The sequence below is a fragment of the Janthinobacterium kumbetense genome, from assembly GCF_023703445.1.
GTDB classification, from domain to species: domain Bacteria; phylum Pseudomonadota; class Gammaproteobacteria; order Burkholderiales; family Burkholderiaceae_D; genus Janthinobacterium; species Janthinobacterium kumbetense.
Genome location: NZ_JAMQGR010000001.1, coordinates 1,562,961 through 1,581,637, shown reverse-complemented (window position 1 = coordinate 1,581,637; position 18,677 = coordinate 1,562,961). Strand labels below are relative to the sequence as shown.

16 protein-coding genes are annotated in these 18,677 nt (G+C 64.0%); 6 read left to right on the top strand and 10 right to left on the bottom strand.

Annotated features, from left to right (window positions below; all coding sequences use genetic code 11):
- The first annotated feature begins 44 nt into the window (after positions 1–44).
- Positions 45–992: a cupin-like domain-containing protein gene (locus NCG91_RS06875; RefSeq protein ID WP_251349150.1), complete on the top strand. Its 948-nt coding sequence runs from the start codon at positions 45–47 to the stop codon at positions 990–992.
- 3 nt (positions 993–995) lie between these two features.
- Here the strand turns inward: NCG91_RS06875 and NCG91_RS06870 are convergent, their stop codons facing one another.
- Positions 996–1,901: a DMT family transporter gene (locus NCG91_RS06870; protein ID WP_251349149.1), complete on the bottom strand. Its 906-nt coding sequence runs from the start codon at positions 1,899–1,901 to the stop codon at positions 996–998.
- A 51-nt stretch (positions 1,902–1,952) separates the two neighbouring features.
- Here NCG91_RS06870 and NCG91_RS06865 point away from each other — a divergent pair, with 51 nt between their 5' ends.
- Entirely contained in the window at positions 1,953–2,510 is a 558-nt protein-coding gene (locus NCG91_RS06865) for a helix-turn-helix domain-containing protein (RefSeq protein WP_251349148.1), read from the top strand.
- Here NCG91_RS06865 and NCG91_RS06860 read toward each other — a convergent pair.
- The 4 genes from NCG91_RS06860 to trpS form a co-directional block, all read right to left on the bottom strand.
- Positions 2,456–3,247: a class I SAM-dependent methyltransferase gene (locus NCG91_RS06860; RefSeq protein WP_251349147.1), complete on the bottom strand. Its 792-nt coding sequence runs from the start codon at positions 3,245–3,247 to the stop codon at positions 2,456–2,458. The genes NCG91_RS06865 and NCG91_RS06860 overlap by 55 nt on opposite strands.
- A complete protein-coding gene (locus NCG91_RS06855) occupies positions 3,244–4,485 on the bottom strand; it encodes a voltage-gated chloride channel family protein (RefSeq protein ID WP_251349146.1) in 1,242 nt (413 codons plus the stop codon). Before NCG91_RS06855 ends, NCG91_RS06860 begins: the two co-directional genes overlap by 4 nt.
- 35 nt (positions 4,486–4,520) lie before the next feature.
- A complete protein-coding gene (locus NCG91_RS06850; protein WP_251349145.1) occupies positions 4,521–6,110 on the bottom strand; it encodes a pyridoxal-dependent decarboxylase in 1,590 nt (529 codons plus the stop codon).
- 129 nt (positions 6,111–6,239) lie between these two features.
- Entirely contained in the window at positions 6,240–7,319 is a 1,080-nt protein-coding gene (trpS, locus tag NCG91_RS06845; protein WP_251349144.1) for a tryptophan--tRNA ligase, read from the bottom strand.
- A gap of 371 nt (positions 7,320–7,690) precedes the next feature.
- On the opposite strand from trpS, the gene NCG91_RS06840 reads away from it, so the two are divergent.
- Positions 7,691–9,580 (top strand): CocE/NonD family hydrolase, encoded by a 1,890-nt coding sequence (locus NCG91_RS06840; RefSeq protein WP_251349143.1) that lies wholly within the window; start codon positions 7,691–7,693, stop codon positions 9,578–9,580.
- On the opposite strand, the gene NCG91_RS06835 is transcribed toward NCG91_RS06840, so the two are convergent.
- The 4 genes from NCG91_RS06835 to NCG91_RS06820 all read right to left on the bottom strand — a co-directional run bounded on the left by NCG91_RS06835 (position 9,577) and on the right by NCG91_RS06820 (position 13,454).
- A complete protein-coding gene (locus NCG91_RS06835) occupies positions 9,577–10,434 on the bottom strand; it encodes an EamA family transporter (RefSeq protein WP_251349142.1) in 858 nt (285 codons plus the stop codon). The two genes, NCG91_RS06840 and NCG91_RS06835, sit on opposite strands and share 4 nt — an antisense overlap.
- Positions 10,435–10,441: 7 nt before the next feature.
- Entirely contained in the window at positions 10,442–11,263 is an 822-nt protein-coding gene (locus NCG91_RS06830; protein ID WP_099664353.1) for a substrate-binding periplasmic protein, read from the bottom strand.
- Between the two features lie 100 nt (positions 11,264–11,363).
- On the bottom strand, positions 11,364–12,647 hold the full coding sequence (locus NCG91_RS06825; protein ID WP_099664352.1) for a TCR/Tet family MFS transporter: 1,284 nt from the start codon (positions 12,645–12,647) through the stop codon (positions 11,364–11,366).
- A gap of 156 nt (positions 12,648–12,803) precedes the next feature.
- A complete protein-coding gene (locus NCG91_RS06820) occupies positions 12,804–13,454 on the bottom strand; it encodes an HD domain-containing protein (protein ID WP_251349141.1) in 651 nt (216 codons plus the stop codon).
- Between the two features lie 296 nt (positions 13,455–13,750).
- Here NCG91_RS06820 and NCG91_RS06815 point away from each other — a divergent pair, with 296 nt between their 5' ends.
- The 3 genes from NCG91_RS06815 to NCG91_RS06805 all read left to right on the top strand — a co-directional run bounded on the left by NCG91_RS06815 (position 13,751) and on the right by NCG91_RS06805 (position 17,911).
- A complete protein-coding gene (locus tag NCG91_RS06815) occupies positions 13,751–14,242 on the top strand; it encodes a chemotaxis protein CheW (protein WP_034752308.1) in 492 nt (163 codons plus the stop codon).
- A gap of 309 nt (positions 14,243–14,551) precedes the next feature.
- On the top strand, positions 14,552–16,192 hold the full coding sequence (locus NCG91_RS06810) for a methyl-accepting chemotaxis protein (protein WP_251349140.1): 1,641 nt from the start codon (positions 14,552–14,554) through the stop codon (positions 16,190–16,192).
- A gap of 72 nt (positions 16,193–16,264) precedes the next feature.
- Positions 16,265–17,911 (top strand): methyl-accepting chemotaxis protein, encoded by a 1,647-nt coding sequence (locus NCG91_RS06805; RefSeq protein ID WP_251349139.1) that lies wholly within the window; start codon positions 16,265–16,267, stop codon positions 17,909–17,911.
- On the opposite strand, the gene NCG91_RS06800 is transcribed toward NCG91_RS06805, so the two are convergent.
- Entirely contained in the window at positions 17,908–18,600 is a 693-nt protein-coding gene (locus NCG91_RS06800) for a ribonuclease HI family protein (RefSeq protein WP_251349138.1), read from the bottom strand. The two genes, NCG91_RS06805 and NCG91_RS06800, sit on opposite strands and share 4 nt — an antisense overlap.
- Positions 18,601–18,677: the final 77 nt, after the last annotated feature.

The window sequence follows — 18,677 nt, the reverse complement described above, 5'->3', positions numbered from 1 at the left end:
ACTGTCGCGCCATGCCGCGCGACGCCTGATCGCAAAGAAGATTTATGTCTGCAGAAAAAAAAGAGCCGCTCCCGCTTGCAGCAGCCCCCATATCGACGCGCGCACTGCCGCCCAGGCCGCCGGCAGAATTCAGTTCTGCCGCAACAGCCCTTGCGCATAAGCAAGCGCGCGAAGCCAAGGATGCGCAGGTGCGCGGCGTCACCTCGATCGACGCCATGCGCGAGGCCATCAAGCAGGCGGCGCGCGACTTGCCCAGCATCACCGAGGTGCCGCGCCTGGCCATGCTGGACGCCGCCGCCTTCCGCGCGCGGGCCGCGCTGGGCCTGCCTTTCCTGATGCGCGGGCTGGTGCAGCGCTGGCCCCTGTCGGCCATGGGTTCCGACGTCTTGCGCGAGCAGTTCAGCCACGTGCCCGTGCGGGCGCGCGTGGGCGACTACATCAACACGGCTTTTGCGGCCGACCGCGCCATGCAGGATATGTCGATGGGGCAATACCTGGACCTGGTGGCAGAGGGCAGGCACGCGTTGCCGCCTTACCTGGGCAACCTGGAATTGCGCGAACTGAACCGTTTGTGCCACTGGCCCACGTATTTCGACAAGATGGGCCCGCCGCGCTTCTGGGGGGGGCCGGCCGGCACGGTCACGCCCCTGCATTGCGATTACGACGACAATATCTTCGCGCAAGTGTGGGGCCGCAAGCGCATCATGTTATCGCCGCCGCACCACGATGTCTTCCTGTATCCGAGCGAAGCGAACGCCATCCTGTTCGGCTCGCCCTTCGACCCGGAAGCGCCCGACTTCGAGCGTTTTCCCCTCGCGCGCCAGGCTGCCATGATCGAATGCCTCGTCGAGCCGGGCGACATGCTGTACGTGCCTGCCGGCTGGTACCACCAGGTGCGGGCGCTGACGTTTTCCCTGTCCTCGAACCGCTGGGCCAGGGCCGTGCCGCTGGCCTTGCATGGCGATGCGGCGCTGCGGCGGCGCGGGGACTGAAGCTTATGGCTGCACGGCCTTGGCCGCGCCGCGGCCCCGCTTCGGCCGCCATTCGCTGAGGATGCCCGCACAAATGATCAGAATCGCGCCCACGATGGCCAGGGCCGGCAGGCGCTCGCCGGCGATGCGTCCGATCACGCCGGCCCAGACCGGTTCGCCCGCATAGATCAAGGTGGCCTTGGTGGCGGAAATGCGCTTTTGCGCCCAGTTCATCACATACTGGATCAGCGCGCTGGCGCAGCCCAGTGCCAGCACGCTGAAGATGAAGGTCTTGCTGAGGACGGGCGGCGCTTCGCCCATGACGGGCATCAGCAGCAGGGCGATCAGGGACGCCGTCGCCAGTTGCACGATGGTCACGCGCAGGATGTTCAATTGCGGCGAGACGCGGCTGATGAGGATGATTTCCAGGGCGATCGCGATGGCGCCCACGGCAGTGATCAGCTCACCCGTGCCAAAACCCATGCTCAAGCCATCCGTGCCCGTCAATAACAGCAAGCCGATGAAGGCCAGCACGACGGCCGCCCACACGGCAGGGTGGGGCCGCTGCTTGAAGGCCAGCCATTGCACCAGCGGCACGATGGGCACATAAAAGGCCGTGATGAAAGCGGACTTGCTGCTCGTGATATACATCAAGCCATAGGTTTGCAGCGCATAGCCGCCAAAGATGCTCACGCCAATGGCCATGCCCGTCAGCAACTCCGCCTTCGTCAGCTGGCGCAGCTGGCCCCGGCAAATCAGGGCGCCGATGCTGGCGGCCACGGCAAAGCGGGCGGCGACAAAGGCCAGCGGCCCGCTGACCGTCATGGCATGTTGCACCACGAGAAAAGTGCCGCCCCAGATGAAGGTGATGGCGATCAGGGCCAGTTCGGGCATGCCGAGGGCGGGCGGGGGACTTGCGTGTGTTTTCATGGGGAGCTATGCTATGAGCAAAATATTTCCCATCATGATAGGAGCAATATATTGCGCAGTCAAGCCGAGGCCGGTGGCGTGCTGGAACACCTGGCCAAAAATCTGCGGCGCTTGCGCCTGGCCGCCGGCCTCAGCCAGGACGAGCTGGCGCGCAAGTCGGGCCTGAGCCGGCGCATGGTCAACGGCGTCGAGGCGGGCGGCACCAACATCAGCCTGGCCAACCTCGACCACGTGGCCGCCGCCTTGAACGTGGCCTTCGTCGACCTGGTCCAGCCGCCGCGGCAGCCGCACGACAGCTTGCGCGTGCTGATGTGGCAAAGCGCATCGCAAGCGAGCCAGGCCGTGCTGCTGGGGGCGGCGCCCGCCAGCCGCCAGGTGGAGCTATGGTCGTGGATACTGGCGCCGGGCGAGCGCTACGATGCCGATCCTGACCCGGCCGGCTTCAGCGAAATGCTGTACGTGCTGGAAGGCGAGCTGCAGCTGGAGCTGGCGGCCGGGACGAAAACGCTGGGCACGGGCGATTTCTTCGTGTTCAGCAGCGCGCAAGCGTATAGCTATGTCAACGCTGGCTCATCCACCTTGCGCTTTACGCGCAACGTGGCCAGCTGAGGGGGACTACCCAGGCCGCAGCCGATGAGGAGGAGCATCGGCCGCTCGCGCTCTTCCGCCAGGGCCGGCTGCAGGGCGACCTGCTCTTCGCTGGGACCCCATTCTTCCACGTGTTCCAGCTGGAAACCCGCTTGCAGCAACGCATTGATGGTCGTGCCCAGCGTGCGGTGCTGCTTGATCACACCGGGTGCCAGCCAGTCGGACACGCGCGGGCCTTGTTGCTGGTAACTGTCGACGGGCCAGCGCTTGCGGCCTTGCGCATCCGTCAGCCAGCCGGGTTGGCGCGGCGCCATGAAGATCGGATGCTCGATGGAAAACACCAGCTTGCCGCCCGGCTGTAAACCCTGGCGGATGGCGGCCAGCAGGGTGGCGTAGCCTTCGACGTAGTGGAAGGCCAGCGAACTGTAGACGAGGTCGTAGCTGGCCGGCGGCAAGGCCAGTTGTTCCAGGTCAAGCCGGGCATAGCTGACGGCCGCATGCTCTCCCATGCCGGCTGCCTGCGCCAGCATCTTTTCCGACACGTCCACGCCCAGCACCCGCGCCGCGCCGGCCTCGGCAGCCCAGCGGCAGAACCAGCCATAGCCGCAACCCAGGTCCAGCACGCTTTTTCCTTGCATCTCCGGCAGCATGGCGCGCAGGGCCGGCCATTCGGGGGCGCTGTCGAGTCCGCCGACGGAGCGCGGCAACTGGCTGTAGGCCGTGAAGAAGGCGTCGCTGTCGTAGATATTCTGCGTCATGGCTCGGGTTCCTCGCGGGGCGTGCGCTTGGCGTGGCCGCCCCGCTGCGCCCGGTAAATGCCCGCGTGGCCGGAAAACAGGTAGGCCACGACGCAGGCGATGGCCGCGTACACGCCGATCTCCGCACCGAACAGTTCCATCGCCATCAGGGTCGAGGCGATGGGCGTGTTGGCGGCGCCCGCAAACACGGCGACGAAGCCGATGGCGGCCAGCAGGGTGACGGGCTGGTGCAGCAGTGCTCCCAGCGCATTGCCCAGGGTCGCGCCGATGAAGAACAAGGGCGTCACTTCGCCGCCCTTGAAACCCGTGCCCAGCGAGACGATGGTAAACGCCATCTTGCCGAGGAAATCCCAGGCGGGCAGCGGTTCCTTGAGCGCATCGACGATGGTGGGGATGCCCAGGCCGATATAGCGATCCGTGCCCAGCAGCCACACGGCGAGCGCGACGACGAGGCCGCCTATCAGCGGGCGCAGCGGGGCGTAGGCAATCTTGCGTTTCATCCAGCCGCTCAAGCCGTGCGTGGCTTGCGCAAACACTTTGCCGGTCACGCCGAACAGCACGCCAGCGATGACCATGGCGCACAAGGTCCAGGTTGAAAAGGCGGGAATCAGCGGTACGGCGTAATGCGTATGCTGGACGCCCCACAGCAGGCCCACCTGGTCCGCGATGACGGCAGCTAGCAGGCAAGGCAGCATGGCTTCATAGCGCAGGCGGCCGATGGCCAGCACTTCCAGGCCGAAGAGGGCGCCCGCCAGCGGCGTGCCGAAGACGGAGGCAAAGCCGGCGCTGATGCCGGCCATCAGGATGATGCGGCGGTCTTCATTGTTCAAACGAAACATGCGGGTCAGCTGGTCGGCCAGGGCGCCGCCCATCTGCACGGCCGTGCCTTCGCGTCCGACCGAGGCGCCGAACAAATGCGAGACGACGGTGCCGCCCAGCACCAGCGGCGCCATGCGCAAGGGGATGATTTTTTTCGGGTCGTGGATTTCATCGATGAGCAGATTCGCGCCGCCTTCGACGCTGCTGCCGTAGCGCAAATACAGCCAGCCGACGGCAAAGCCCGCCACGGGCAGCAGCCAGATCAGCCAGGCGTGCGCCAGGCGCGTGCGTGTCGCCCAGTCCAGGGCGAACAGGAAAGCGGCCGAGGCCGACCCTGCCAGCACGGCCACGACGCTCGCCAGCAGCAGCCATTTCAACAGATGCTTTAACAGATCGGTGAGGGCGCTGAGGCGGTGCATCGGGCATCCAGTCAAGGTTGATGGGTGGAACGTTCTTACAATCCCAGTTCCGCCACAAGCGCCTGGCCGATGGCCCGCTGTTCGGCCAGGATGGCGCGCAAGTGGTGGGGGCGCGTCTTGACATTCGTCATGACCACGCGCAGTACATTGGTCGGGCCGGGGTAGCGCGTCGATTCGAGTACCGTGCGCGACACAAAGCTGTGGCCTTGCGCCTTTTGCCGGTTTTGCAGCTTGGCGTTCAAGGTGTTCAGCTGCTTGTTCAGTTCGGTCGCCGCGTCCACCTGGCCGCCGGCCAGCAAGGCCTCCATGCGCTGGCGCAAATGCGCGGGCACGTAGCGGTAGGTCAGGATGAAGGTGTCGGAGCGCGTGACGAGTTCGAAATCCTGCTGGTCTGCCAACAAGTCCTGCAACTGGCCGGACAGGGTGGCCGCCTGCTGCAGCAAGGTCGTGTAGCCGGACACGCCCAGCACCTTGAACGAGGTCCACAGTTTCAAGGCATCGAAGCGGCGCGAGCCTTCCAGCGAAGTCTGGCCCAGGTCGCCCGAGTTGTCGCGCAAGATGTAGTTGGCGTTGTGTTTCAGCAAGTTCAGGCTGGCGCTATCCTTGAACAGCACCATGCTTTGCGCCATCGGCACCCACAGCAATTTATGCCCGTCGATGACGACGGAGTCGGCCAGGGCGATGCCGTCGTAGAGCGCGCGGTACTGTTCCGCGATCAGCAGCGCGCCGCCCCAGGCCGCATCCACATGGAACCAGATGCTTTCCCGCGCGGCAATGGCTGCCATGGCGGCCAGCGGGTCGATGGCGCCCGTTTCCGTCGTGCCGGCGATGCCGATCATGGCGACGACCTTGATATTGCGCAATTTCAAGTCGGCAATCGTCGCTTCCAGCGCCTGGACGTCGATGCGGTTGTCGCGGTCGACGGCCACCAGGTGCAAGGCGTTTTCACCGAGGCCCAGGGTCGCCAGCGCCTTCTTCACGGAATAGTGGCTGCGGGCCGAGCCGATCACGGCCAGCCCCGCGTAGCCGGATTCTTGCATGGCGGCAAACAGCCCCCGCTTGCGCGTGCCGGGCAGCTGCTGTTCCAGCGCCACGGCCAGGGCTGTGAGGTTGCCCATGGTGCCGCCGTTGACGACATTGCCCAGCGCGCCGCTGGTGGCGGCCATCGCTTGCGTGTAGACATGTTCGGGCTGCTGGTACACCTGGCGGTGCAGCCAGCCCAGGATCTGTTTTTCGATCAGGGTCGACACGTACGCCGTCTCGATCTTGACCTGGTTCTGGTTCAGGGTGGCCGTAAACGCTTCGGCCAGCACGCTGATCCACGGCAAGGCCTGGGTCATGTGGCCGATGTATTGCGGGTGATTCAGCTGGGCCGTATTGGCCAGCACGGTGGTGTCGAGTTCTTGCAGGAAATCCGCCACGGGCATGCCGTGCGCGGGCAGGCTGGTGTCGGACAGCTGCGTCAGCAGCTCCGCATACGGCGTGTGCGGATAGGCCGTGTCGCGCTCGGCGGCCAGCCAGCCGCCCAGCATGCCCAGCGCCTGCCGCAGGGGCGCGGGCGCCTGCCGCAATGCATCGATGGAAAAATGCTGCTGCAGCAGCTGTTCGACAGGGGTATCGGTCATGGCGCGTTGTTTTCTCTACGGATTGCTGGTGCCACGGTGACAAACGAATTGCGCCCAGGCGGAAGCGGGATTTTACCCGACTCCGCCTGAGCGCATCAGTTTGCTATGTCAGTTTGCTATTGCTGCTGATCAGAAGTAGTTCAGGCCCAGCGCCGACTTGACTTCATCGGCCGTGCGGGCCGCCACTTCGCGTGCCTTGAAGGTGCCTTCTTTCAGCATCTGGATGACTTGTCCCTTGTCCTTGGCGAACTCTTCGCGGCGGGCGCGGATCGGCGCCAGCATTTCCTGCAAGACCAGGTCCAGGCGCTTCTTGACGATGCTGTCGCCCAGGCCGCCGCGCACGTAATGGGCTTTCATGTCGGCCAACGCCGCTTTTTCCGGGTCAAACGCATCCAGGTACGTAAAGGCGATATTGCCTTCCAGGTGGCCCGGATCTTCCACGCGCAGGTGCAGCGGGTCGGTATAGACTTTTTTCACGGCAGCCGTGATTTCGGCCGGGGTCGCGCCCAGGTTGATGGTGTTGCCCAGCGACTTGCTCATCTTCGCCTTGCCGTCGATGCCGGGCAGGCGGCCGATGTCCGGCACCAGCGCCTTGCATTCCATCAATACTTCGCGGTTATACATGCGGTTGAAGCGGCGCACGATTTCATTCGTTTGCTCGATCATCGGGATCTGGTCTTCGCCCACGGGCACCACGCCCGCCTTGAAGGCCGTGATGTCGGCCGCCTGGCTGGCCGGGTAGGTCAAGAAGCCGGCCGGAATGTCGCGCTCGAAGCCGCGCAGGCGGATTTCTTCCTTGACGGTGGGGTTGCGCTCGAGGCGCGCCACGGTGACGATGTTCAGGTAGTAAAAGGTCAGTTCGGCCAGTTCCGGAATCTGCGACTGGATGAACACGGTGGTTTTCGTCGGGTCGATGCCGACGGCCAGGTAATCGAGCGCCACTTCGACGACATTGCGGTGCACCTTGTCGATGTCGTCCATATTGTCCGTCAGCGCTTGCGCGTCGGCCAGCATGATGAATTGCTTGTAGCTGTTCTGGTAGCGCACGCGGTCGCGCAGGCTGCCCACGTAGTGGCCCAGGTGCAAGGGGCCGGTCGGGCGGTCACCCGTCAGGATCACGGATTGCGAAGCGATGGCGGCGGCGGACAGCGGCGCGGCGTCGTTCTGGTCCTGGGTGTCGGGGGTATCGGGCGTATTAGGCAAGCTCATCAAGTTTCCTTTTGAGCCGCCTGCATCGGGGATGATCCAGGCTGAGCCTGTTACGCCACCGATCGAGGCGGCGTGGATCAAATTCACATCACTATGCAGTGGCCGCGCGAAAGTGAGCGGGACCACCAATTTAAGCAGGCGTGTTGTGAAGGGATAAATTTCATGGCGTTATGGTTGCAGTTCGGGCGCGTTCTGTCAAGTTTGCGCCCGGATTTATCTGCTGCGCCGCGTCAGAGGCTTGCCTTATGTAAAACTTGCTTTCCGAGTACTATTGCCGTTCGGCCACTTTTGCGTGGCATGAATCATTGGAGAACAGTATGCGCATGTCGTCCCCCGTCCGGCTCACCGGCCTGGCTCTTGTTATCAGTTCCTTGTTTGCAGCACCCGCGATGGCGCAAACGCCGCCCATGACGCCCGATATCGGCGCCAAGCTGGCCATGCCCGACCTGAATGATTACGTCAAGCGCGTGGTGATGATCCCCATGCGCGACGGCGTCAAGCTGTACACGGTGATCGTCGTGCCGAAAGGCGCCCAGAAAGCGCCGATCATGCTCACGCGTACGCCGTACAATGCGGCCCGCCGCGCCCAGCGCGCTGCCAGCCCCAGCATGCTGGCCGCCTTGCCGCAGGGTGACGATACCCTGGTGGAAAACGGCTACATCCGCGTATTCCAGGACGTGCGCGGCAAGCATGGCTCGGAAGGCGATTACGTCATGACGCGCCCTGTGCGCGGGCCGCTGAACCATACCAAGGTCGATAACGTGACCGATGCGTGGGACACCATCGACTGGCTCGTCAAAAACGTGCCGGAAACGAATGGCAAGGTGGGCATGCTGGGTTCCTCGTACGAGGGCCACACGGTGCTGATGGCCCTGGTTGACCCGCATCCGGCGCTGAAGGTGGCCATTCCCATGAGCGCCATGGTCGATGGCTGGCGCGGCGACGACTGGTTCCACAACGGCGCCTTCCGCATGCCGAGCCTGTCCTACCTGGCGTGGCAGACGAGCGCGCGCGGCAGTAGCGAGGCGCCGGCGCTGGGTGTGTATGACGAATACGATGCGTATCTGCGCATCGGCTCGGCCGGCGATTACGCGAAGAAGTTCGGCATCGACAAGCTGACCTACACGAAAAAGCTGTTCGAGCACCCGGCCTATGACAGTTACTGGCAGGAACAGGCGCTCGACAAGATCCTCGCCAAGCGCCCGCTGATCGTGCCCACCATGCACGTGGTGGGGCAGTGGGACCAGGAAGACATCTATGGTCCGTACGCCACCTACACGGCGATGGAGGGACGCGACAAGCGCAACAACCTCAATTACCTGGCCATCGGCCCGTGGCGCCATAGCGGCGTCAACTATGACGGCTCCAGCCTGGGCGCCCTGAAGTTTGACGGCGACACGGCGCGCCAGTTCCGCGAAAAAGTCATGCAGCCATTCCTCAATCAATACCTGAAGGATGGCGCGCCGGAGGCGAACACGGCGCCCGTGGTGTCGTACCAGACCGGCACCAACCAGTGGCAGCGCCTGCAGCAGTGGCCGCTGGCCTGCGAGACCTGCGACACCAAGCTGACGCCGATCTACCTGCAGGACGGTTCCAGGCTGGGTTTTGCGGCGCCATCGGGCGCTGCGGATGCGGCTGAAGGCGCTTTCGATGAATACGTGGCCGATCCCGCCAAGCCCGTGCCTTTCGTGCCCCGTCCCGTGCGCCTCATGGACCCCGACGTGTGGAAGCCATGGCTGGTCAGCGACCAGCGCGGCTATGCCGACCGCACGGACGTGCTCAGCTATGTGTCCGAACCGTTGAAGACGGCCGTGCGCATCGCCGGTGCGCCGATGGTGAACCTGTTTGCCGCCACCAGCGGCACGGATGCCGATTGGGTGGTAAAACTGATCGACGTGTATCCGGACGAAGTGCCGTCGCAGCCGGCCATGGGCGGCTACCAGCTGGGCGTGGCGATGGATATCTTCCGCGGGCGCTACCGCGACAGCTTCGAGCACCCGACGCCGATACCGGCGGGCAAGGTGGAACGCTACCGCTTCGCTTTGCCGAACGCGAATCACGTCTTCCTGCCCGGCCACCGCATCGCCGTGCAAGTACAGTCGAGCTGGTTCCCCCTGTACGACCGCAACCCGCAAAACTACGTGCCGAACATCTTCCTGGCCGACCCGGGCCATTATAGAAAGGCGACGCAGCGCGTGTACCACGCGACAGGGGCGGCCAGCGCGATCGAGTTGCCGATTGCGCCGCTCGACGCCCGCTAAGCGATTCGCATCAGGATGGCGCCCGCCGCGATCAGGCCGATGGCCAGGTAGCGGCGGGGGCTGATTTTTTCGCGCAGGAACAGGGCAGCGATGGCGATGGCGAACAGGATCGACGTCTCGCGCAGTGCCGCGATGGCGGCCACGGGCGCCTGCGTCATGGCCCACAGGGCCAGGCCATACGAAGCGAGGGTGCCGAAGCCGCCAACGGTGGCCAGGCGCCATTGCGTTTGCGCATACGCAAGCAAGTCGGCGGGACGGCGCAACGCCGTCCACAGCAGTAGTCCTGCGCCGTTCAAGACAAAAATCCACATGGTGTAGGCGGCCGGCGCGCCGGACAGGCGCACGCCGATGCCGTCGATCAAGGTATAGCTGGCGATGACGCAGGCGTTGCCGAGCGCAAAGGCGGTGGCGCGGCCCGTGTTTTTCGGCATCCTGCCGATGGCGCCCGTGCGTGCGGCCACATACAGGCCGAGGATGCCCGCGCAGATGCAGGCGACGGCGCCCATTTGCATGGAAGAAAGCCGTTCGCCGATCAGCGGCCAGCTGGCCAGCGCCACGAGCAATGGCGCGCTGCCGCGCATCAGGGGGTAGGCATGGCTCATGTCGCCCGCCCTGTAGGCAGCCGCCAGCAGCGAGTAATAGGCCAGCTGCGCCACGGCCGAGGCGGCCAGGTAGGGCCAGCTGGCGGGTGCGGGAGTGTTGACGAAGGGCAAGACGGCCAGCGAAATCAGGGCCGCGCCCACGGAAACGAGCACCGTGCTGAGGAAGGTATCCTTGCCCGACTTGACGATGGCGTTCCAGCTGGCGTGCAGCAGGGCGGCAAACAGGACGACGGCGACGACCAGACCGGACATGCAGGCCTTAGCGGGGGCGTATGCTCAGCGACAACAGTTCCTGGCGGTGATGGCGCTGGAAGCCGTCCATCACGGCGCCGGAGCGGCCCGCCCTGTCGAGCAGTTCGCGCAGGGTCGCCTGGTCTTCCGCCGTCAGCGACTTGCGCGACAGGTAGACGCCGCTCATGCCCCACGGCAATTCCGGCAGCGCTTCCAGGCGCAGGCGGTCGGCCAGGCCATATACGCGCGCATCGTTTTGCGCCACGCCGGCGAGGATGGTGGGCGCCATGATGGTGGCGTCGATGAAGCCGCTTTGCATCAGGCGCGCCACGGACAGGGCGTCGACTTCGTAGAACAGGCGGCCCTGGCTGCTCAGCTCCTTCGCCAGCGCCTGGTACGGTGCGCCATAGTCGTAGCCGCGCACGAGCGCCACGCGCAATTCGCGCCGCTCGATCAGTTCCTGCATGGTGTTGATGGGCGGTCGCGCGCCCTGGAGCGAGATCAGCAGGGGGCGGCTGCCCAGCATGGGGATGAACAGGCCATGCTGGTCGCGCCGCAAGGTGCTGCTGGCCGGGATCAGCAAGTCGGCCTTGCCCGCCTCGAACATCGCTTCCAGGCGCGCGCGGGGCACGGCCGTGAAGATGAAATTGCAGCCGAGCTTGGCACCCATGCCGCGCAGCAAGTCGGGATAGATGCCGCTGATGGTGGCGCCATTCACCACCACGCTGGCGCCGATGGCCGAGACGGGCACCTGGATGTCGCGCGAGCATTGCGCGCCCGCCAGCGATGGCAGCGCCAGCGCCAGCATGGCCACGGTTCGGCGCCAGGCGCTGGAATAAAAGTCAGTCATACCCATCCTTGCTCACCATCGTATCGCCGGCGTCGGCAACGCCCGCTTGATTATCCCATTCTCGCCTATTTATTTCCCAAATACAATATTATCCCGCCGACTACTTTGTGGTGGAAACCATAAGTCTTGCCTGGCGTTGCGCCTTGAAGTAGCGCCAGGCCACCAGGATGCCCAGGGTTTGCATGATGGCGCACAGGTAGAAGGTGCTGCCGATGCGCCAGTCTTGCGGCGGCAAGTGGCTCACTTCGCCGAGGATCATGCTGCCGAGCAAAGGCATGAAGATGATGCCCAGGCTGCTGATCGATTGCAAGGAGCCCATCAGCTCTCCCTGTTCGCTGGCGTTGGACGACTTCGAGATGATGCCTTGCAGCGCCGGTCCGGCGGCAAAGGCCAGCAGGTTGCACAGGATCAACGCATACATCATCCAGCCCTGCGTCGCCAGGCCGTACAGCAGGTAGGTGAGGGCGCCCGAGGCCATGCCCAGCAGGGACAGGCGCACTTCGCCGAAACGCTTGATGAGGATGCCCAGCAAGCCCGCCTGCACGACGGCCGCGCACAGGCCCACGCAGAACAGGGCGATGCCGTTCTGGCGCGGTGTCCAGTCGAAGCGGAAGTGCGTGTACAGCACCCAGGTGGTGTTGAGCATCATTTGCGCAAACGTCATCAGGCCGAAGGCCAGCACCAGGCCGCGGATCTCCACGCGGCGCACCAGCTTGAGCAGGGCGGCAAACGGGTTGATGCGCGCCAGGGTGAACGGTGCGCGCGGACCCGGCTGCAGCGATTCGGGCACGCAGAAATAGCCGTAGATGAAATTGGCCGCCGACAGGCCCGCCGCCACGTAAAACGGCAGGTGCAGGTTGATCTCGCCCAGCAGGCCGCCCAGCATGGGGCCGCAAATGAAGCCCAGGCCGAAGGCGGCGCCGATCTTGCCGAAGCTCTTGGCGCGGTTGTCGTGCGTGGAGACGTCGGACGCGTAGGCGGACGCGACCGACATGCTGGCCGACGAGACGCCGCCGATGATGCGGCCGATGAACAGGCAGGCCAGGTTCGGCGCCCAGCCCGTGGCGAGAAAGTTGATGCCCATGCCAGCCATCGAATACAGCAGCACGGGACGGCGTCCCACGCGGTCGCTGATGGCGCCCAGCATGGGCATGAAGATGAATTGCAGCAAGCCGAAGACGGCCGCCATGATGCCGTACCAGAATGCTTGCTCATCCTTGCCGTTGACAAAGTCGCCGATCAGGATGGGCAGCACGGGCACCACCAGGCCGATGCCCAGCATGTCGATGAAGACGCAGACGAGGATGAAATTGAGGTTGCCGGCGCGCGCGGGCGCGGCGGGCGATGACGGTGAATGGCTGTCGGGGCTGGTTTTATCGGACATGCATGCTTTCGGCGCGCACCCCGCGCCGCCGTGCGGCGTGCGGAGTTCAGTTGTTGGCGTGGCGCCGGCGCGTGGCAGCTTCCTGCTGGCGCGCGGCGCGATAGCTGAGCCTTGCATTATAGACAGCGTGGGCCATGCTGGCTATCGCCACCCATGCTAGAGAGCAATTCCCCATTCGTCGGCAAAGGCGGCGCGGAAATCCGTCAGCACGGTCAGCCGCTGTTCGGCCAGCGCGCGGCCCGCCGCCGTCTGCATCTTGCCGGGCAGCTTGTCGAGCTTGGTGACGATATGGTCGAGCGCGTAAGCCTTGTCGTCGAGCGGACGCTGCTGTGCCAGCGGGTCCGTGCCGTGCGCCAGCGCGCTATCCATGCGCGCCGCCGTATAGAACAACCGCGCCAGTCCCACGGCGCCCAGCGCATCGATGCGGTCGGCATCCTGCACGATTTGGGCTTCGAGCGTGTGCGGCGGCAAGTTGGCGGAAAAACTGTGCGTCTCGATGGCGTGAGCCACGCCGGCCAATTTTTCTGATGGGAAATCCAGTTCCGCCAGCTGGCGGCAAGCCAGCGTTGCGGCCTGGCGCGAGGCCAGGTGGCGCTCGGGGTGGTTCTTTGGCAGGTTGACCAGGTCGTGCAGGTAGCAGGCGGCCATCACGGTGAGGGCGTCCGCGTCCGCATGTTCTTGCAGCAGGACACTGGCATTGCGCCAGACGCGGTGCAGGTGGTTGAGGTCGTGGGCGCCGTCATCGCCCAGGCCGGCCGTAGCCAGCGCCAGCAGGCGTGGTTGCCATTGGGAAAGCAAAGAATGCATGGTTCAAGGTCATAAAAAGCAGGGGCCGCCAGTGTGGCATAAAACACCGCCGCGTGCGGTGGCAAGCCTGGCACTGCTGCGTGCCGTATTCACCACATAACTTGCATTTGTGAAAAGATTTGATCAGGTGATCGCTCTTTTTTAGTGCATGTAAAATTTACATGGGGTAACATTGCCGCACGGAAATTAGAGGCATAAGCTAATTGCGAGAAAGTATTTGCAAAAACATACAAGTGGCTGCCATGTCATCGTGCATGCTTGGCCTGCGCCCCAGGCGAGTTAACTAAAGGATTATCATGAACACCAATTCCAGCGACACCGGCGCAACCGTTGCCAAGGCTGCCGAATACCTGGCCTTTACCCTGGGCCAGGAAGAATATGGCATCGACATCCAGAAAGTCAGCGAAATCCGCAGCTATGAAACGCCGACCCGCATCGCCAACGCGCCCGAGTTCGTCAAGGGCGTGGTCAACCTGCGCGGCATCATCGTGCCGATCGTCGACATGCGCATCAAGTTCAACCTGGGCACGCCCAGCTATGACCAGTTCACCGTCGTCATCATCCTCAATATCGGCAACCGCGTCGTCGGCATGGTCGTCGACCGCGTTTCCGACGTCACCACCCTGATGCCGGAACAGATCAAGCCGGCGCCGGACATGGGCCGTTCGATCAACACGGAATACGTGATCGGCCTGGGCACCATCGACGAGCGCATGCTGATCCTGGTCGATATCGACCAGTTGATGTCCAGCGCCGATATGGGCTTGATCGAAAAATTGGCAGCCTAGGCCGCCAGGAAAAGTCCAGGACGGCGTTGCATTGCCTCGCCGTACATTCGTACTGTCTTCGGCAACGCGCCTTGCCCTGAACATTTCCTGACACCCTAGTGCGAGAGGGTTTTTTAGAAACAATTGACCCCAAGCATTGTTTGCTTTTTCTGCAAGGCGCACGCTAGCGCATTTCCTGGCGCACGGTTCAGCCGAACCGTGCGCCAGTTTCACTTGAGTTTCACTTTTTACACCCGTTTCGCCATGGCAGCCAGCCCGCAGCAGCGCGAAACTGCCAGCCATGGCATCAGGGCTCTTTAGGACAGTCACATGAATTTATTACGCAACGTCAGCATCGGTGTCCGTCTGGGACTCGGTTTTGCCGTGATTTTGCTGTTTTCCATGCTCATTACGGGCATCAGCGTCTGGCGCTTGCACGATGTGGCCAGCGCCACGCGCGTCATGATGGAGCAGCCGCTGGCGAAGGAACGCTATATTTCCGACTGGTATGGCCGCATCGACAGCGCCGTGCGCCGCACCATCGCCATTGCCCGCAGCAGCGATACCTCGCTGAGCGGCTATTTCGCCGAAGAATCGAAAGTCTCGTCGTCCAGCTCGGCCGAGCTGCAAAAGAAAATCGAGGCGCTGATCGACAAGCCGGAGGAAAAAGCCATGTTCGCGGGCTTGCTGGAACAGCGCAAGGTGTACATCGGTTCGCGCGACCAGGTCTATAAGCTGAAGGGCGAAGCGCAGGTCGATGCCGCCAACGACGTGTTTGAAAAGACGTTCGTGCCGGCTGCCGCCAAATACCAGAAGATGGTGTCGGACTTGTTGGAACACCAGCGCGCCACGATCGACGCCACCGCGCGCGAGATCGACGCCGTTGCCAATACCAGCCGCAACCTGATGCTGGTGCTGGCCGCGCTGGCGCTGGCTTTCGGCGTCGTGTGCGCCTGGGTCTTGACGATGGGCATCGTGCGCCCCCTGCGCACGGCCGTGGACATCGCCCGCAAGGTGGCCGATGGCGACTTGACGGCGCAGATCGACGCCAGCGCCAAAGATGAAACCGGGCAACTGTTGCTGGCCCTGAAGGACATGAACACGAGCTTGCTCAATATCGTGGGCGAAGTGCGCAGCGGCACGGACAGCATCGCGACGTCGTCGACGCAAATCGCCGCCGGCAACCAGGACCTGTCTTCCCGCACGGAAGAGCAGGCCGGTTCCCTGGAAGAAACAGCCTCGTCGATGGAAGAGCTGACCAGCACCGTGAAACAGAATGCGGACAATGCGCGCCAGGCGAACCAGTTAGCGGCCTCGGCGGCGCAAGTGGCCGTCAAGGGCGGCGCAGTCGTGGCGCAGGTGGTGGGCACGATGGAATCGATCAATGCTTCGTCGAACAAGATTGTCGACATTATTTCCGTCATCGACGGCATCGCCTTCCAGACGAACATTTTGGCCCTGAACGCGGCCGTGGAAGCGGCGCGCGCGGGCGAGCAGGGCCGCGGCTTTGCCGTCGTGGCGTCCGAAGTACGCAACCTGGCCCAGCGTTCCGCATCGGCGGCGAAAGAGATCAAGACCCTGATCGGCGCTTCCGTGGAGCAAGTCAACGCGGGCAGCATGCTGGTGGCGCAAGCCGGTTCGACCATGAACGATATCGTCGACAGCGTGCAACGCGTGAGCGACATCATCACGGAAATCACGGCGGCCAGCAGCGAGCAAAGCGTGGGCATCGACGAGATCAATCGGGCCATCGGCCAGATGGATGCCGTGACGCAACAAAATGCGGCCCTGGTGGAAGAATCGGCGGCCGCCGCCGAATCGATGCAGCACCAGGCGCACAACCTGGCGCAAGTGGTCAGCGTCTTTAAACTCAATGGCCAGCAGGCCGGCGCCGGCGGCGTGAAGGGTGTGCAGCACGCGCAGAAACGCCCGGCAGCGCCGCAAACCACTTTGCGCATCGGCACGCGCTGATGCCGCCGCGGCTGCCCCGGGCAGCCGCAACCCCTTTTATATAGTCTGGTTCCGCTTTTTTAGGATATTCACATGAATTTGTTAAGAAACGTCAGTATTGGTGTGCGCCTCGGCCTGGGTTTTGCCGTGATTTTGCTGTTTTCCATGCTCATTACGGGCATCAGCGTGTGGCGCTTGCACGACGTGGCCATGGCCACGCGCACCATGATGGAGCTGCCGCTGGCGAAGGAACGCTATATTTCCGACTGGTATGCAAAGATCGATAGCGGCGTGCGCCGCACCACGGCTATCGCGCGCAGCAGCGACACGTCACTGGGCGCGTATTTTGCGGAAGAGGCCAAGCAATCGTCCGTCGTGTCGGGCGAATTGCAAAAGAAAATCGAAGCCTTGATTTCCAGCCCGGAAGAAAAGGAACTGTTCCGCCTGGTGAGCGAACAGCGCAAGGTCTACCTCGATTCGCGCGCGCAAGTGTCGAAGCTGAAGGCGGATGGACAGGAAGCCGAGGCAGAAAAGGCGTTCCAGGGCATCTTCGTGCCCGGTTCGACGAAATACCTGAAAGTGGTCAACGACATGCTGCAGCACCAGCGCGCCAGCATCGACACGACGGCGCGCGAGATCGACGAGGTCGCCAAGACGAGCCGTAACTTGCTGCTGACCCTGGCCGTGCTGGCGCTGGGCTTTGGCGTCGTCTGCGCCTGGCTGTTGACGACGGGCATCGTGCGCCCCCTGCGCACGGCCGTGGAAATCGCCCGCAAGGTAGCTGATGGCGACTTGACGGCGCAGATCGACGCCAGCGCCAAAGATGAAACCGGGCAACTTTTGCTGGCCCTGAAGGACATGAACACGAGCTTGCTCAACATCGTCAGCGAAGTGCGCGCAGGTACGGACAGCATCGCGACGTCGTCGACGGAAATTGCCGCCGGCAACCAGGACCTGTCTTCCCGCACGGAAGAGCAGGCCGGTTCCCTGGAAGAAACGGCATCGTCGATGGAAGAACTGACCAGCACCGTGAAACAGAATGCGGACAATGCGCGCCAGGCGAACCAGTTGGCGGCCTCGGCGGCGCAAGTGGCCGTCAAGGGCGGCGCAGTCGTGGCGCAGGTGGTGGGCACGATGGAATCGATCAACGCTTCCTCGAACAAGATCGTCGACATCATTTCCGTCATCGACGGCATCGCCTTCCAGACGAATATCCTGGCCTTGAACGCGGCCGTGGAAGCGGCGCGCGCAGGCGAGCAGGGCCGCGGCTTTGCCGTCGTGGCGTCCGAAGTGCGCAACCTGGCCCAGCGTTCGGCGTCGGCGGCGAAAGAGATCAAGACCCTGATCGGCGCTTCCGTGGAGCAAGTCAACGCGGGCAGCATGCTGGTGGCGCAAGCCGGTTCGACCATGAACGACATCGTCGACAGCGTGCAGCGCGTGAGCGACATCATCACGGAAATCACGGCGGCCAGCAGCGAGCAAAGCGTGGGCATCGACGAGATCAACCGGGCCATCGGCCAGATGGATGCCGTGACGCAACAAAATGCGGCCCTGGTGGAAGAGTCGGCGGCCGCCGCCGAATCGATGCAGCACCAGGCGCACAACCTGGCGCAAGTGGTCAGCGTCTTTAAATTGAATGGCCAGCAGGCCGGCGCCGGCGGCTTGAAGGCCGTGGGCGGCGGCAAGCGCCCGGCGGCCAAGGCGCCGCAAGAGGCATTGCAGATCGGCCGCGCCGCCTAAACGGCAAGGGGTGGAGGGTCTTCCTCCACCCAGCCGGCGATCGCCAGCTGCGACAGCCGGTCCGCCTCGCCATTGCGGTGGCGCGGCAGCCAGCGCAGCGTTACATCGTGTAATTGTTCCAGCAGGGCCACTACGGTGGCCCTGTGTATTTCCAGTCCCTTGGCGCCTGCCGCCGCCGTTCCCAATACATCGTTGATCACCACCTGGCTGTCGCCGTACAGCAGCAGTTGCGCGGGCGGCGGGCGCACGCCGAGTGCCGCCTGCAGCACGGCCGTCAGGGCCGCGTATTCCGCGTCGCTGCTGCTGCCATAACCGGCCGCCTCGCTCACTTCGATACGTTCGCCGTTCGGCCCCAGCAGCAGGGCGCCGATGCCCAGCTTGCCCGGATTCGGGTGGGCGGAGCCGTCGAACCAGCCGCGCCAGGCCGAAGCGGGGCCAGCCGGCAGGCGCCTGGCCGCTTGCGCCTGCTGGCGGTCGCTGATCTTTTGCGCCTTGCGCTGCGCGTCGGCCGCGCGCGCCTGCGTCCGTGTCGCCAGCAGGGCGGCAAGGCCCTGCGTGCCTGCCGCCTGTTCCAGTATGCGCTGCAGCGCCGCGTCGCCGGCGATGCCTTCCAGCGCCGCCAGCCGGCGCGCCTGTATCCGCTCGCTCTTGAACGCTGCTGCCAGCAATGTTTCCAATTCCTCTTGCATGGGACTTTCCCTGTTCGTTGTGCCGCGAATCTACGCGAGTGCGGCGCGGACCGCAAGACAGGCTGCGCCTTTTTCAG

Coding starts and splice junctions, on each gene's coding strand:
- NCG91_RS06875 (WP_251349150.1), top strand. CDS start 45: ATGTCTGCAGAAAAAAAAGAGCCGCTCCCGCTTGCAGCAGCCCCCATA.
- NCG91_RS06870 (WP_251349149.1), bottom strand. CDS start 1,901: ATGAAAACACACGCAAGTCCCCCGCCCGCCCTCGGCATGCCCGAACTG.
- NCG91_RS06860 (WP_251349147.1), bottom strand. CDS start 3,247: ATGACGCAGAATATCTACGACAGCGACGCCTTCTTCACGGCCTACAGC.
- NCG91_RS06855 (WP_251349146.1), bottom strand. CDS start 4,485: ATGCACCGCCTCAGCGCCCTCACCGATCTGTTAAAGCATCTGTTGAAA.
- NCG91_RS06850 (WP_251349145.1), bottom strand. CDS start 6,110: ATGACCGATACCCCTGTCGAACAGCTGCTGCAGCAGCATTTTTCCATC.
- trpS (WP_251349144.1), bottom strand. CDS start 7,319: ATGAGCTTGCCTAATACGCCCGATACCCCCGACACCCAGGACCAGAAC.
- NCG91_RS06835 (WP_251349142.1), bottom strand. CDS start 10,434: ATGTCCGGTCTGGTCGTCGCCGTCGTCCTGTTTGCCGCCCTGCTGCAC.
- NCG91_RS06830 (WP_099664353.1), bottom strand. CDS start 11,263: ATGACTGACTTTTATTCCAGCGCCTGGCGCCGAACCGTGGCCATGCTG.
- NCG91_RS06825 (WP_099664352.1), bottom strand. CDS start 12,647: ATGTCCGATAAAACCAGCCCCGACAGCCATTCACCGTCATCGCCCGCC.
- NCG91_RS06820 (WP_251349141.1), bottom strand. CDS start 13,454: ATGCATTCTTTGCTTTCCCAATGGCAACCACGCCTGCTGGCGCTGGCT.
- NCG91_RS06815 (WP_034752308.1), top strand. CDS start 13,751: ATGAACACCAATTCCAGCGACACCGGCGCAACCGTTGCCAAGGCTGCC.
- NCG91_RS06810 (WP_251349140.1), top strand. CDS start 14,552: ATGAATTTATTACGCAACGTCAGCATCGGTGTCCGTCTGGGACTCGGT.
- NCG91_RS06805 (WP_251349139.1), top strand. CDS start 16,265: ATGAATTTGTTAAGAAACGTCAGTATTGGTGTGCGCCTCGGCCTGGGT.
- NCG91_RS06800 (WP_251349138.1), bottom strand. CDS start 18,600: ATGCAAGAGGAATTGGAAACATTGCTGGCAGCAGCGTTCAAGAGCGAG.